Raw genomic sequence first — 14458 nt, forward strand, 5'->3', positions numbered from 1 at the left:
ACCGTCATCGGGCTCGCCGAAGGCGAGACCCGGTGACGGGGCATGACGATCGGGTTTGAGGCAGTCCGAGCGCGCGTGCAATCCTGGCGTGCCTCAATACGCCTCCTTTGCGTCCGCCTCTTCGCTGGTCTGGATCAGATCCAGGCTCGCTTCGATCTTGCCGATCAGGCGGTCGAACTCCTTGCGCTCTTGCGCCGAGAGGCACGACATGATCTCCCGCTCCTTGCGCTGCAGGCGGGGAACCAGCTCGTCGTACAGCGCCTTGCCCTTGCGGCTCAGCTTCAGGCGAAATTCGCGGCGGTCGTCGGCGTTCTCGACCCGCTCGAGCAGCCGCCGCTCCAGGAGCGCCGTCACGGCGCGGCTGATGGTCGATTTGTGCGTGCGCGTGCACTGCGCGATGTATTGCGCGCTGCAGGCATCGTGCCGGAAGCCGAGTGTCGCCAGCACGCGCCATTCCGGAATGTCGAGGCCATAACGTTCGCGATAGTCGCTGGCGAGTGCAGCGCTCACCTCGGCCGCAAGGCGGTTGAGCCGGAACGGCGCGAACTTGAACAGATCGAGCCGCTCCGGTGCTCGCGGCGCCGTGCCGTTACGCGCCGGGTCCGCTCTCGGCTGCCGCTTGATCACGTTCGCTGGAACAGGGGGCAAGATCTTGCCTTCGAATTTGGGTTGACGGCGCCACGGCTCGCGGGTGTACAATAGTTGCAGATGCGACTATTTGGCAAGATGCCGGATGGTTCATCGAAAAGGAAACGCCAGGCGCGCTCGATGCGCGCAGTGGACAAAGCGAAAAATCGCAACGAGCAGCGAAGGGCAGCAGGCACGGCAGCCATGGTGCAGCGCGACGCGGTGCAGACCGCAAGTCAGACAGTTACGGGGCAAGCAGGTACCGGCCAGGCAAAAGTTCAGTTCGGCTATCGCCGTCATCCGGACCAGGATCGCGGAGCGCCGGCCGAGCATCCCGTCGTCGTGGTCGGCGCCGGTCCGGTCGGGCTGTCGCTGGCGATCGATCTGGCGCAGCGCGGCCAGAAGGTGGTGCTGCTCGACGACGCCGACCGCATCGGCGAGGGCTCGCGCGCGATCTGCTTCTCCAAACGGTCATTGGAATATTGGGACCGGCTCGGCGTCGGCGACCGCATGGTCGAGAAGGGCGTGGTGTGGAGCGTCGGCCGCATCTTCCATGGGGCGTCCGAACTCTACCAGTTCAATCTGCTTCCGGAGCCCGGCCATAAGCGGCCGGCCTTCATCAACCTGCAGCAGTTCCATGCCGAGGCCTATCTGGTCGATCGCGTGCAGGAGTTGCCCGGGATCTGCTTGCGTTGGCGCAACAAGGTTACGGCGGCGGAGAGCCGCAATGATCGTGTGGTCCTGACGGTCGAGACGCCGGACGGCCCCTATCGGCTGGCCGCGCAATATGTCGTTGCCTGCGACGGCGCGCGTTCGTCGCTGCGCAAGATGGTCGGGGCGGAATTTTCCGGCCAGGTGTTCGAGGATCAGTTTCTGATCGCCGACGTCAAGATGACGGCGGCGTTTCCCACCGAGCGCTGGTTCTGGTTCGACCCGCCGTTCCATGCCGGGCGCTCGGCGCTGCTGCACAAGCAGCCCGACGACGTCTGGCGCATCGATCTGCAACTCAGCCGCTACGCTGATCCTGCCATCGAGAAGCAGCCGGAGAACGTGCGGCCGCGGATCGCGCGCATGCTCGGTCACGATCAGTTCGAGTTCGAGTGGATTTCGCTCTACAAATTCCAGTGCCGGCGCATGGATCGCTTCATCCATGGCCGGGTGATCTTTGCCGGCGATGCCGCGCATCAGGTGTCGCCGTTCGGCGCGCGCGGCGCCAATTCCGGGCTGGAGGATGCGGAGAACCTGGCCTGGAAGCTCGATCGCATCCTGCGTGGGCAATCACCGGAGAGTCTGATCGAGACCTATCACATCGAGCGCAGCGCGGCGGCGGACGAGAACATCCGCGAATCCACGCGGGCCACTGATTTCATGGCGCCGAACACGCATCAGGAGGCGCGGCTGCGCAAGGCGGTGCTGTCGCTGGCCAAGGAGACCGAATTCGCCAAGCGCATGGTGAATGGCGGCCGGCTGTCGGTGCCGTCGGTCTACGACACCCCACTGTCGACCGCCGACAGCGAAGCATGGCGCGCGGGACCCTGTCCGGGTACGTCGATGCCGGACGCGCCGCTCACAAATAATGATGGAGAGGCCACGTTCCTGACCGATGCCTTTCGCGCGCAGGGCCGGCGTTTCACGTTGCTGTCGTTCGCCAATGGCGGCGCGATCGAACTGCCCGGTGATGTTGGTCACGTCGGCATCGGCGGCGCGGGCGGCCTCGCCGATGAGCAGGGGCTGGCGTGGCAGCGCTACGACGCCATATCAGGCACGTCCTACCTGTTGCGGCCGGACGGTTATGTCGCGGCGCGCTTCCGCCATCCGACGCGGGACGCCATCGCGGCGGCGCTGGCGCGTGCCAGCGGATGTCAGTGAGGGCTTTGCACATGGCGCTCTCCACGCAGTCGAACTTCGCCAAGCCCGACGACGCATTCCGCGCCGTGGTCGAGGCGCATCGCGGCCTCAGCGAGGCTGAGAGCGCCGATCTCGATGCCGCGCTGGTGCTGATCCTTGCCAATCACATCGGCGACATCACGGTATTACGCGAGGCGATCGCGCTCGCCAGGCGCCGCATGATCGAGGCCAACCAGCAGCAGCATCAGCAACAGCAGTGAAGAGGCCGCGGCAGGCCAAAACCAAGGGAATACAGCGATGGCGAAGGGTTTCGCATCCACCACCGACCTTGCCGAGAAGAAGATCACCTTCTCCGAGATCGGTCCCGACCTCTATGCTTTCACCGCGGAGGGCGATCCGAACTCCGCTGTGATCGTCGGCGAGGATGGTTGCATCGTGTTCGACGCGCAGGCGACGCCGGCGATGGCGAACAAGGTGATCGAGCGCGTGCGCACGGTCACCGACAAGCCGATCAAATATGTCGTGCTGTCGCATTATCATGCGGTGCGCGTGCTCGGGGCGTCCGCCTACAAGGCGCAAGGCGTCGTCGCCTCGCAGGAGACGCATCGGCTGATAGTCGAGCGTGGCCAGCAGGATTGGGACTCGGAATATGGCCGTTTCCCGCGGCTGTTCCAGGATGCGCAAAGCATTCCCGGCCTGACCTGGCCGACGCTGACCTTCGAGGGCGAGATGACGATCCATCTCGGCAAGCGCGAGGTGCAGTTGATCCAGCTCGGTGCCGGTCACACCTCCGGCGACATCGTCGCCTGGGTGCCGGATGCCGAGGTGATGTTCTCCGGCGACCTGATCGAATATCACTCCGCCTGCTATTGTGGCGATGCGCATTTGCGCGAATGGCCGATGACACTGAACGACATCCTGGCGTTCAATCCCAAGGCGATCGCGCCCGGCCGTGGCGACGCGCTGAAGGGCCAGGCCGTCGTGCGCGAAGCGATCGCGATGACGCGTGATTTCGTCACCTCGCTCTATGGCGCCGCCGAGATGTCCGTCGCAAAAGGCCGCAGCCTGAAAGAGTCGATGGCTGCTACCCGCGAGGTGATGGATCCGAAGTTCTCGAGCTTTGCGATCTATGAGCACTGCCTGCCATTCAACGTGTCGCGCGCCTATGACGAGGCGTCGGGCATCGACGACCCCGTGATCTGGACCGCCGAGCGCGACCGCGAGATGTGGGCCCGTCTGCAAGGAGAAGGATGATGAATATCAACACATCGCCTGACCAACTCAGCCGCGCCTCGGCGCAGGTGACGCCGGGCTACATGTCCGGCTTCGGCAACTCCTTCGAGACGGAGGCGCTACCGGCTGCGCTGCCGATGGGTCGCAACTCGCCGCAGCGCTGCGCTTACGGGCTCTATGCCGAGCAACTCTCCGGATCGCCCTTCACCGCGCCGCGCGGCACCAATGAGCGCTCCTGGCTGTACCGCATTCGTCCGTCCGTGAAGCACTCCGGTCGCTTTGCGAAGGTCGATGCCGGATTGTGGCGCACCGCGCCCTGCCACGAGCATGATCTTCCTATCGGACAATTGCGCTGGGACCCGACGCCCATTCCACAAGGAGACGTCACGTTCCTCCAGGGCGTGCAGACCATGACGACCGCCGGCGATGCCAACACCCAGGCCGGCATGGCCGCTCATGTCTATGTCATCACCAAACCGATGGTCGACCAGAACTTCTACAATGCCGATGGCGAGATGCTGTTCGTGCTGCAGCAGGGCAAGCTCTTGTTCGTCACAGAGTTCGGCCGGATCGACGCCGAGCCCGGGGAGATCGTGGTGATTCCGCGCGGTGTCAAATTCCGCGTCGAGCTGCCGTCAGGCCCGGCGCGCGGCTATCTCTGCGAGAACTACGGCGGCGCCTTCACCCTGCCGGAGCGCGGGCCGATCGGCGCCAATTGCCTGGCGAACGCACGCGATTTCCTGACGCCCGTGGCCGCGTACGAGGACAAGGACACCCCGACAGAGCTTTACGTGAAGTGGGGCGGTTCGCTGTTCAGGACCGAGCTGCCGCATTCGCCGATCGACGTGGTCGCCTGGCATGGCAACTACGCGCCTTACAAATATGATCTGCGCACATTCTCGCCGGTCGGCGCGATCAGCTTCGATCATCCGGATCCGTCGATCTTCACGGTGCTGACCTCGCCGTCGGAAACCGCCGGCACCGCGAACATCGATTTCGTGATCTTCCCGGAGCGCTGGATGGTGGCGGATAACACGTTCCGTCCGCCCTGGTATCACATGAACATCATGTCCGAGTTCATGGGCCTGATCTACGGCGTCTATGACGCCAAACCGCAGGGTTTTGTGCCGGGCGGCATGTCCCTGCACAATTGCATGCTGCCGCATGGGCCGGATCGCGAGGCGTTTGATCATGCATCGAACACCGACCTGAAACCGGTCAAACTGACGGGCACGATGGCTTTCATGTTCGAAACGCGCTTTCCGCAGCGGGTGACGAAGCACGCGGCCGAGTCCGGCACCTTGCAGAGCGACTACGCCGATTGCTGGAAGGGCCTTGAGAAGCGGTTCGACCCGACGAAGCCCTGATCCAACCAACCCACCGTCGTCATGGCCGGGCTTGTCCCGGCCATCCACGATCTTCTTGCCGCCACTCGACGTGGATGTCCGGGACATTTAGCGCGAAGACGCGCTTCGCGCTTTTTCCCGGGCATGACGACCTGTAACCGGAGAAGCACTGTGCATCCCAATGATCCTTCCCTCCGTTCCTTCATTCCGGTTGATCCGTCCTCCGATTTTCCGATCCAGAACCTTCCTTACGGGGTGTTCTCGGCGAACGGTCTCGCGCCGCGTGTGGGCGTCGCGATCGGTGCATACGTGCTCGATCTCTGGGCGCTGGCGCAGGAATGCCGGATCGATGTCGTCGAACCCGGTGTGTTCGCAGAGCCATCGCTGAACGCCTTCATGGCACTCGGGCCTGACGTCTGGTCGAAGACTCGCGCCCGCATCAGCGAGCTGTTGCGTCATGACAATCCCGAGCTGCGCGACAACACGCAATTGCGCGATCGCGCGCTGGTGCCGATGACCGATGCAAGGCTGCATCTGCCATTCCAGGTCGCAGGCTACACCGACTTCTATTCCTCGAAGGAGCACGCCACCAATGTCGGCGTGATGTTCCGCGGCAAGGATAATGCGCTGCAGCCGAACTGGCTGCACATGCCGATCGGCTACAATGGCCGTGCTTCGACGGTCGTCGTCTCTGGGACCAAGGTGCGGCGGCCACGCGGCCAGCTTAAGCCGCCGACCGCGGATGTGCCGAGCTTCTCGCCCTGTAAGCGGCTCGATTTCGAGCTGGAGATGGGCGTCGTGGTGGGACAGCCGTCTCAGATGGGCGAGATGCTGACCGAAGCGCAGGCCGAAGCCATGATCTTCGGCTTCGTGCTGCTCAACGACTGGAGCGCGCGCGACATCCAGCAATGGGAATATGTGCCGCTTGGCCCATTCCAGGCCAAGGCGTTCGCCACCTCGATCGGTCCGTGGGTCGTCACTCGCGAGGCGCTCGAGCCGTTCCGTGTGCACGGGCCGGAGCAGGATCCGAAGCCGCTGCCGTACCTCCAGCAACGCAACGCGCAGAACTACGATCTCGAGCTTGATGTCGCCTTGCGCGCACCGGGCACGAGTGCGGAGCAGACCCTCTGCCGCACGAATTTCAAATACATGTACTGGTCGAGCGTGCAGCAATTGATGCATCACGCCTCGAGCGGCTGCGCCATGAATGTCGGCGATCTCCTTGGGAGCGGCACCATCTCGGGTCCGGGGAAGGACCAGCGCGGCAGCCTCCTGGAGATCAGCTGGAACGGCACCGAGCCGGTCGAGCTTGCCGGCGGCATCAAGCGGTCGTTCCTGGAGGACGGCGATTCCCTCGTCATGCGCGGCTGGTGCCAGGGGGATGGCTACCGCGTCGGATTTGGTGCGGTCGAGGGCACGATCACGCCGGCGGAGTAACGATCATTGCATGAGGACAACGCGGCCAAGCCCGCCGCGGTCATCCTCGCGAACGCGAGGACCCATAACCACCGGACGTGTCGATAAGGTACACCGGAGCTCCAGCGATTTCATCCTCCAGAGCGCGGAGTTTGGGTCCCGGCGCAAGGCCGGGACGATACCGTGAATGCAGAGGGATCGGGGCCTGCGCGCAAGATTCCAGATTGCTGCGCCACCGCCCCTAAGCGACGAGAGGAGAGTTCAGCGCTGCTCCGGAGGTATGTCCCGCACGAGGGCAGTCAGCGCGGCGACGTCGTCGAATGGATATTTGAGATGCACGCGCTTGTCCGACGGCGTCTGCTTCACGGCGCACACGCCGCTCCGCCACTCGTGCGTCGGGCGAATCGGGCGCGGCGCAAAGCCGCCGCCACAGTTCGGACAGACATTGACCAGCTTGGTCTCCACGCACTCGGCGCAGAAGGTGCACTCGTAGGAGCAGATGCGCGCCTCCAGGGAGCTCGGCGGCAGGTCCCTGTCGCAATATTCGCAGTTCGGCCGAAGTTGCAGCGCCATGGTTGCCTCGCAGTCAATATTCCGATGATGACTGAAGACGCGGCGGTAGGATAGGGCGAGCTTCCCTCGTTTTGCGCCATCGATATGGCGATCACGCCCCGACTATTCCGGTTTTGATCGCCGAGAGCGGCAGCTTGGCGCTTTCCTTCAGCCAATCCAGCACGATCGAGGAGCGCACATGCGCAACGCTCTGATGCGGCATCAGCACGTTATTGACGATGTCAGAGAGACTCTTGAGGTCGCGCAGCACGACCTTCAGCAGATAGTCGGCGTCGCTGGTCAGCGCATACGCTTCCTGGATATCGTCGACCCGGCCAACGAGGCTGCGGAATTTTTTCGCATTGTCTGGCGAGTGCGTCGCCAGCGTGATCTGGATGAAGGCGATCAGCTCGAAGCCGAGCGCCTCGCCGGACAGCGCGGCGCGATAGCCCGCGATTACGCCGTCTTCCTCCAGCCGCATCCGCCTGCGCGAGCATTGGGACGCCGAGAGGCCGGCGATGTCGGCCAGCTCCTGGTTGGTCAGGCGGCCGTCGTTCTGCAACGCGGCGAGAATCTTGAGGTCGAATGTATCGACAGAGATCATGCATGAGATCCGATAAACATGCACGGATCGTGCACATCAGGGCTGGAATGGCAAGTCCTTGCATGCTTCTTGCGGACATTGAAGCGGAAGATGGTGTCCTGAAATCCAGGGAGAAGCAGCCGATGGGTCCGTTTCCGCACGATGCGCCGCCAGCCGTCATGTCCGCCGACAACCCGATGGGCACCGATGGTTTCGAGTTCGTCGAATATGCGCATCCTGAGCCGTCCAAGCTGCACGGATTATTCTCGTTGATGGGCTTTGCCGCAGTCGCCCGGCACAAGACCAAGGCGATCACGCTCTACCGCCAGGGTGACATCAACTATCTCCTCAATGAGGAGGCCGGCAGCCACGGCCGCAACTTCGTGGCAGAGCACGGGCCCTGCGCGCCGTCGATGGCGTTCCGCGTGGTCGACGCCAAGGCGGCCTATGCGCGCGCGATTGCGCTCGGCGCCGAGCCGGCCGATGTTTCTCCTGCACAAAAGGCGCTCGACATTCCCGCCATCAAGGGCATCGGCGGCAGCCTGCTGTACTTCGTCGACCGCTACGGCGCCAAAGGGTCCGCTTACGATCTCGAATTCGACTGGCTTGGTGCGCGCAACCCGCGCCCCACGGGCGCCGGGCTCTATTACATCGACCATTTGACCCACAATGTGCATCGCGGCCGCATGAACGTCTGGGCCGGCTTCTACGAGAAACTGTTCAACTTCCGGCAGATCCGCTTCTTCGACATCGAGGGCCGCGCCTCCGGCCTGTTCTCGCGCGCACTGACCAGCCCGGACGGCAAGATCCGGATTCCGATCAACGAGGACGCCGGCGATTCGGGCCAGATCGAGGAGTATCTGAGGGATTACCGCGGCGAAGGCATCCAGCACATCGCTTGCGGCGTGCGCGACATCTACACGACCATCGAAAACCTCCGTGGCGCGGGCTTGCCCTTCATGCCGTCGCCGCCCGACACCTATTTCGAGCGGATCGATGCGCGCCTGCCCGGGCATGGTGAGGACGTTGCGCGTCTTCGCCGCAACGGCATCTTGATCGATGGCGAGGGTGTGGTCGATGGCGGCCAGACCAAGGTGCTCCTGCAGATCTTCTCAGCGAATGCGATCGGGCCGATCTTCTTCGAATTCATCCAGCGCAAGGGCGACGATGGATTCGGGGAGGGCAATTTCAAGGCGCTGTTCGAATCCATCGAAGAGGACCAGATCCGCCGCGGCGTGCTGAAGGTCGAGGCGGCGGAGTAGGCCCACCGTCATGGCGAGCCAACGGGTCCGCGCGAGCGCGCGGCCCGATGACAGGCTCCGCGACGTGTCCGGCATAACCCGAAGGGCGGCGGCGGAAGCAATCCAGAGTCCTTGTGCGATGCTGGATTGCTTCGTCGCTTGCGCTCGTCGCAATGACGGATGTGAGACCTTTCGCCGAATCGACAATCATGCTGTCGTCCCGGGCAAGCGAAGCTCGCTCCGGGACCCATACCGCGTGATCTCTCAATTGCGCTCGGTAGCAGACGATCCTCGCCCAATTGCGGCCGGTGAGTATGGGTGCCGGCTCAAGGCCGGGACGACACTGAGTTTGTGGAGCGAGTTTACCGAGGCTTATTCCACTCCTCCACCAGCGCGCCGATCTCGGCTATCTCCGGTTCGCGGATATTGGATGACGTGCGCGAGAAGCGCGGGGCGGGGGCGGGCTGCGTCACGCCGTGGCGCTCGACGAACACGCCGCGCGCGGCCATGTGCGGATGCTGCGGCGCCTCCGTCATGGTCAGGACTGGCGCAAAGCAGATGTCGGTGCCTTCCATGATCTTGCACCACTCCTCGCGCGTCTTGCTCTTGAAAATGTCGGTCAGCTTCTGCTTCAGGTCCGGCCACGCTTTCGGATCCATCTGCGCGTCGTAACAGTTGTCCGACAGGCCGGCATGCCGGCGCAGCAGCGCGTAGAACTGCGGCTCGATCGAGCCGATCGAGATGAAATGGCCGCAGGCGCATTCGTAAACGCCGTAGAAATGCGCGCCGCCATCAAGGAGGTTCTGGTCGCGACCTTCGCGCCAGCGCCCTACAGCCGCAAGATCGAAGAACATCGACATCAGCGAGGCCGCGCCGTCGCACATCGCTGCATCGACGATCTGGCCCTGGCCCGACCTCGAGGCTTCGAGCAGCGCGGCGAGCACGCCGACCACGAGATAGAGCGCGCCGCCGCCGAAATCGCCGACCAGGTTGAGCGGCGGCACCGGCTTCTCCGCCGGTCCAATCGCGGCCAGCGCACCGGTGATCGAGATGTAGTTGATGTCGTGGCCGGCGGCCTGTGCCAGCGGGCCTTCCTGGCCCCAGCCGGTCATACGGCCATAGACGAGCTTGGGATTGCGCGCGAGCACGATGTCGGGGCCCAGGCCCAGCCGCTCCATCACGCCGGGACGGAAGCCTTCGATCAGTGCGTCGGCCCCGGCGAGCAGGTCGAGCACCTGCGCGATCACGTCCTTGTTCTTCAGATCGAGCTCGATGACCTTGCGGCCGCGCCCCGCAACCGATTTCATATTCTTCTTTGCGCCGACGCGGTCGAGCGTCACGACCTCAGCGCCCATGTCGGCCAGCATCATGCAGGCGAACGGGCCGGGCCCAATGCCAGCGAATTCGACGATGCGGTATCCGGCAAGCGGGCCTGTTGAGCGCGTTTGTGTCTGCGGTGCGGTCGTGTCGAGCACGTCGTGTCTTCCTCTTATGCAGCGCGCAATGTTGATCACACTGCTCCGGCGACGGCGGTGCACTGCACCCTCTTCCCTTGTGAGGGAGGGGCCGACTTCCGATGCCGCGCTGCCGTGGGTGCTACGCCTGTCGCGTTCCCTTCAGCCGCGATTGTCCTGTCTCGGACTTGCCGTGGCAAGTGGCGCGCCGGTGCAGAGCTGTTTGCTGAAAATGAAGAGCTCGAAAAAAGTGCCGCGCGCATCGCTGCGCGCCGCAGCATTTTGACCGCAATGCGGGATCAGCCAGCGGCCTGCACCGCGCGCTGCGCCATCACCTTGACAAGGTTGGCGCGGTAATCGGCGGAGCCGTGGATGTCGCTGAGCAGGCCGGCAGATGATACAGCCACATTATCGAGCGCCGCCGGCGACCAATTGCCTTTCAATGCCGCCTCGATCGCCGGTACGCGCATCACGCCGGTTTGCGACGCGCCGGTCGCGGCAGCGCGGACATCGCCACCCTTCATCCGGGCCACGAACACGCCGGTCAGAGCGAAGCGCGAGGCCGGATGGCGCAGCTTGGCGTACCCGGCCTTGTCCGGAATCGGGAACGAGACCTCTGTGATGATCTCGCCGTCCTCCAGCGCTGTCGTGAACAGGCCTTGGAAGAAGTCATCCGCTGCGATCGCGCGCTTGTTGGTCTTGACAGTGGCGCCGAGCGCGACCAGCGCCGCGGGAAAATCCGCGGCCGGATCGTTGTTGGCGATCGACCCGCCGATAGTGCCGCGGCTGCGCACCGCGGGATCGCCGAGCACCGAGGTAAGATAGGCAATCGCGGGGATGGCCTTCTTCACGTCAGCGCTCGTCATGATATCGTAATAGGTCGTCGCAGCCTTGATCACGAGCGCATCTGATGTCACCTGGATGCCGATCAGCTCCTTGATCCTGCCGATGTCGATGACGTCAGACGGCGCGGCCAGCCGCTGCTTCATCACCGGAATCAGCGTGTGGCCGCCGGCCAGGAATTTGGGCTCGCTGCCCTTGCCGAACAGCGCGACGGCCTCATCGATCGAGGAGGGGCGGTGATAGGTGGTCTGGTACATGATTGCTCCTCCCTGCGCTCAGGCGTTGCCTTGGATCGCGCGCCAGACGCGGTCCGGCGTCGCCGGCATTGCGAGATTGTTGTTACCAATTGCATCCGTGATCGCGTTGATCACCGCCGCAGAGGCGCCGATCGCGCCGGCTTCGCCGCAGCCCTTCACGCCCAGCGGATTGCCCGGGCAGAGCGTCGTGGTGTGGTTCAGCTTGAACGAGGGCACGTCGTCGGCGCGCGGCATCGCGTAGTCCATGAACGAGGCCGTGACCGGCTGGCCGTTGCCGTCATAGACCGCATGCTCGAGCAGCGCCTGCCCGATGCCCTGCACCAGCCCACCATGGACCTGGCCTTCGACGATCATCGGATTGATGAGCCGCCCGAAATCATCGGCCGCCACGAAGTTGATGAAGGAAGTCTTGCCGGTCTTGGGATCGACCTCGAGCTCGCAGATATAGGCGCCGGCGGGGAAGGTGAAGTTGGTCGGGTCGTAGAAGGCGCTCTCCTTCAATCCGGGCTCCATTCCGTCGGGCAGGTTGTGCGCTGTGTAGGCGGCGAGCGCGACCATCGGGAAGGCGATCGACTTGTCGGTGCCGGTGACCTTGAACTCGCCGTTCTCGATCACGATGTCGCCTTCGGATGCCTCGAGCTGATGTGCGGCGATCTTCTTGGCCTTGGCCTCCACCTTCTCCATCGCCTTCAGGATCGCGGTGAGGCCGACGGCGGCCGAGCGCGAGCCATAGGTGCCCATGCCGAACTGCACCTTGTCGGTGTCGCCGTGCACGATCTGCACCTGGCTGATCGGCACACCGAGCCGGTCGGCGATGAGCTGGCAGAACGTCGTCTCATGCCCCTGGCCGTGGCTGTGCGATCCCGTGAGGACCTCGATGGTGCCGACCGGGTTGACGCGGATCTCCGCCGACTCCCACAGGCCGACGCCGGCGCCCAGGCTGCCGACCGCTTTCGATGGCGCGATGCCGCAGGCCTCGATGTAGCAGGAGAAGCCGATGCCGCGCAGCTTGCCGTCGGCCTTGGCCTTCGCCTTGCGGTCCGCGAAGCCGGCATAGTCGATCGCCTTCAGCGCCGCATCGAGCGAGGCGTTGAAGTCGCCGGTGTCGTAGGCCATGATGACAGGCGTCTGGTGCGGAAATTGCGTGATGAAGTTCTTGCGCCTCAGCTCTGCCGGATCGACCTTGAGCTGCCGCGCGGCGGTCTCCATCAGCCGCTCGAGCAGATAGCTCGCCTCGGGCCGGCCTGCGCCGCGATAGGCATCCACCGGCGTGGTGTTGGTGTAGACGCCCATCACCTCGGCGTAGATCGCCGGGATGTTGTACTGGCCCGACAGCAGCGTCGCATAGAGATAGGTCGGCACCGAGGACGAAAACAGCGACATATAGGCGCCGAAATTGGCGTGGGTCTTGACCCGGAGTCCGAGGATCTTGTTGTCGGCGTCAAAAGCCATCTCGGCATGCGAGATGTGGTCGCGGCCATGCGCATCGGTGAGGAAGGCCTCCGAGCGGTCGCCGGTCCATTTCACGGGACGGCCGACCTTCTTGGAGGCCCACAGCGCCACCATCTCTTCCGGGTAGATAAAGATCTTCGAGCCGAAGCCGCCGCCGACGTCCGGAGCGATCACACGCAGCTTGTGCTCGGGCGCGATGTTGTAGAACGCCGACAGCACAAGACGGGCAACGTGCGGGTTCTGCGACGTCGTATACAGCGTGAAGTGCTCTTCCGCAGCGTCATAGTCGGCGATCGCCGCGCGCGGCTCCATCGCATTCGGCGCCAGACGGTTATTGGTGAGATCGAGCTTGACCACGTTGGCAGCCTTCGAGAATGCCGCATTGACGGCAGCCTCGTCGCCGATCGACCAGTCATAGACGACGTTGCCAGGCGCTTCCGGGTGGAGCTGCGGCGCGCCAGGTTTCAGTGCCGACGGCATGTCTCCCACCGCGGGCAGCTCCTCATAATCGACTGCCACGGCTTCTGCCGCATCGCGGGCCAGGTTCTTGGTGTCGGCGATCACCACCGCGACAGCCTGACCGACGAAGCGCACGGTTTCCGGCGCCATCGCGGGCCAGGCGCCCATCTTCATCGGCGAGCCGTCCTTCGAGGTAATGGCCCAGCCGCAGATCAGGTTACCGACCTTGTCGTCGACGAGCTGCTTGCCGGTCAGGACGGCGATCACGCCGGGCATGGCCTCGGCCGCTGACGTGTCGATGCTCTTGACCTTGGCGTGAGCGTGGGGGCTGCGGACGAAATGCGCGTAGGTCATGCCCACGAGCTTGATGTCGTCGACATAGCGGCCCTTGCCGGTAATGAAGCGTTTGTCTTCCTTGCGCACTACGCTGGCGCCGATGCCTTCAATGCCCATGCGATCCTCTCCCTGCCGGAGTATGTTTGTCCCGCCTGCTCCCTCGAGACTGGCGGTGTTGCTGTCGTGCGGAGGCGAGCGCGGCCGCTATTCGGCAGCCTGCGCGACCTTCATGCGGCCGGCGGCATCGAGCACCGCTTTGACGATGTTGTGGTAGCCGGTGCAGCGGCAGATGTTGCCTTCGAGCTCCTCGCGGACCGTGGGTTCGTCCAGCTCGCCGCCATGCCGGTTCACGATGTCGATCGCCGACATGATCATGCCGGGGGTGCAGTAGCCGCACTGCAGGCCGTGATTGTCGCGAAAGGCGGCCTGCATCGGGTGCAGCTCGTCGCCCTTGGCAATGCCTTCGATGGTGGTGACGTTGCAGCCGTCGGCCTGGCCGGCCAGCACGGTGCAGGACTTCACGGCGCGGCCATCGATATGGACCACGCAGGCGCCGCATTGGCTGGTGTCGCAGCCGACATGGGTGCCGGTCAGGTTGAGGTTTTCGCGAAGCAGGTGGACCAGCAGGGTGCGGTCTTCGACCTCGACCGCAACAGCCTTGCCGTTCACCGTCAGTTTGACTGTGGACACGTTTTTTCCTCCCGATGGATTTTTATCTGTTCCAATTAGAAACCGTGCGCCAGCGACTTTGCAACTGGGATTTTCGTCGTGGATGTCACCGGCATGTCTTGCGTCCGGGCGCCGTGATTCG

The 14458-nt window shown here is 64.0% G+C and carries 13 protein-coding genes; 6 read left to right on the plus strand and 7 right to left on the minus strand.

What is annotated here, in order from left to right; translation table 11 throughout:
• Positions 1-93: 93 nt before the first annotated feature.
• Positions 94-624, minus strand: coding sequence for a MarR family winged helix-turn-helix transcriptional regulator (locus P6U24_RS02645; protein ID WP_407160751.1), 531 nt, complete (start codon positions 622-624; stop codon positions 94-96).
• Between the two features lie 207 nt (positions 625-831).
• Between P6U24_RS02645 and P6U24_RS02650 the strand changes: the two genes are divergently transcribed.
• The 5 genes from P6U24_RS02650 (at position 832) to fahA (ending at position 6491) form a co-directional block, all read left to right on the plus strand.
• Entirely contained in the window at positions 832-2496 is a 1665-nt protein-coding gene (locus P6U24_RS02650) for an FAD-dependent oxidoreductase (protein WP_407160752.1), read from the plus strand.
• Positions 2497-2507: 11 nt separating this feature from the next.
• A complete protein-coding gene (locus tag P6U24_RS02655) occupies positions 2508-2735 on the plus strand; it encodes a DUF2783 domain-containing protein (protein ID WP_407157659.1) in 228 nt (75 codons plus the stop codon).
• Between the two features lie 37 nt (positions 2736-2772).
• Positions 2773-3729: an MBL fold metallo-hydrolase gene (locus P6U24_RS02660; protein ID WP_407157660.1), complete on the plus strand. Its 957-nt coding sequence runs from the start codon at positions 2773-2775 to the stop codon at positions 3727-3729.
• Positions 3729-5075 carry a homogentisate 1,2-dioxygenase gene (gene hmgA, locus P6U24_RS02665; RefSeq protein WP_407157661.1) on the plus strand — a complete coding sequence of 449 codons (1347 nt, stop codon included), beginning with the start codon at positions 3729-3731 and terminating at the stop codon, positions 5073-5075. The genes P6U24_RS02660 and hmgA overlap by 1 nt, the downstream gene beginning before the upstream one ends.
• 123 nt (positions 5076-5198) lie before the next feature.
• Positions 5199-6491: a fumarylacetoacetase gene (gene fahA / locus P6U24_RS02670; protein ID WP_407157662.1), complete on the plus strand. Its 1293-nt coding sequence runs from the start codon at positions 5199-5201 to the stop codon at positions 6489-6491.
• Positions 6492-6731: 240 nt separating this feature from the next.
• Here fahA and P6U24_RS02675 read toward each other — a convergent pair whose 3' ends face one another.
• Positions 6732-7043, minus strand: coding sequence for a DUF1272 domain-containing protein (locus P6U24_RS02675; protein WP_407157663.1), 312 nt, complete (start codon positions 7041-7043; stop codon positions 6732-6734).
• Between the two features lie 91 nt (positions 7044-7134).
• Positions 7135-7626, minus strand: coding sequence for an Lrp/AsnC family transcriptional regulator (locus tag P6U24_RS02680; RefSeq protein WP_407157664.1), 492 nt, complete (start codon positions 7624-7626; stop codon positions 7135-7137).
• Between the two features lie 122 nt (positions 7627-7748).
• Here P6U24_RS02680 and hppD point away from each other — a divergent pair, with 122 nt between their 5' ends.
• Positions 7749-8867, plus strand: a complete 1119-nt coding sequence (gene hppD, locus P6U24_RS02685; RefSeq protein ID WP_407157665.1) for a 4-hydroxyphenylpyruvate dioxygenase — start codon at positions 7749-7751, stop codon at positions 8865-8867.
• Between the two features lie 341 nt (positions 8868-9208).
• Here hppD and P6U24_RS02690 read toward each other — a convergent pair whose 3' ends face one another.
• The 4 genes from P6U24_RS02690 to P6U24_RS02705 form a co-directional block, all read right to left on the minus strand.
• Positions 9209-10321, minus strand: coding sequence for a CaiB/BaiF CoA transferase family protein (locus P6U24_RS02690; RefSeq protein ID WP_407157666.1), 1113 nt, complete (start codon positions 10319-10321; stop codon positions 9209-9211).
• Between the two features lie 278 nt (positions 10322-10599).
• The gene (locus P6U24_RS02695; protein WP_407157667.1) at positions 10600-11400 is read right to left on the minus strand and encodes an FAD binding domain-containing protein; all 801 of its coding nucleotides are present in this window, start codon (positions 11398-11400) and stop codon (positions 10600-10602) included.
• A gap of 18 nt (positions 11401-11418) precedes the next feature.
• Positions 11419-13764 carry a xanthine dehydrogenase family protein molybdopterin-binding subunit gene (locus tag P6U24_RS02700; protein ID WP_407157668.1) on the minus strand — a complete coding sequence of 782 codons (2346 nt, stop codon included), beginning with the start codon at positions 13762-13764 and terminating at the stop codon, positions 11419-11421.
• An 87-nt stretch (positions 13765-13851) separates the two neighbouring features.
• Positions 13852-14337: a (2Fe-2S)-binding protein gene (locus P6U24_RS02705; protein WP_407157669.1), complete on the minus strand. Its 486-nt coding sequence runs from the start codon at positions 14335-14337 to the stop codon at positions 13852-13854.
• Between the last annotated feature and the right edge of the window lie 121 nt (positions 14338-14458).

The sequence above is a fragment of the Bradyrhizobium sp. STM 3557 genome (genome assembly GCF_045571465.1).
In the GTDB taxonomy this organism is placed as follows: Bacteria; Pseudomonadota; Alphaproteobacteria; order Rhizobiales; family Xanthobacteraceae; genus Bradyrhizobium.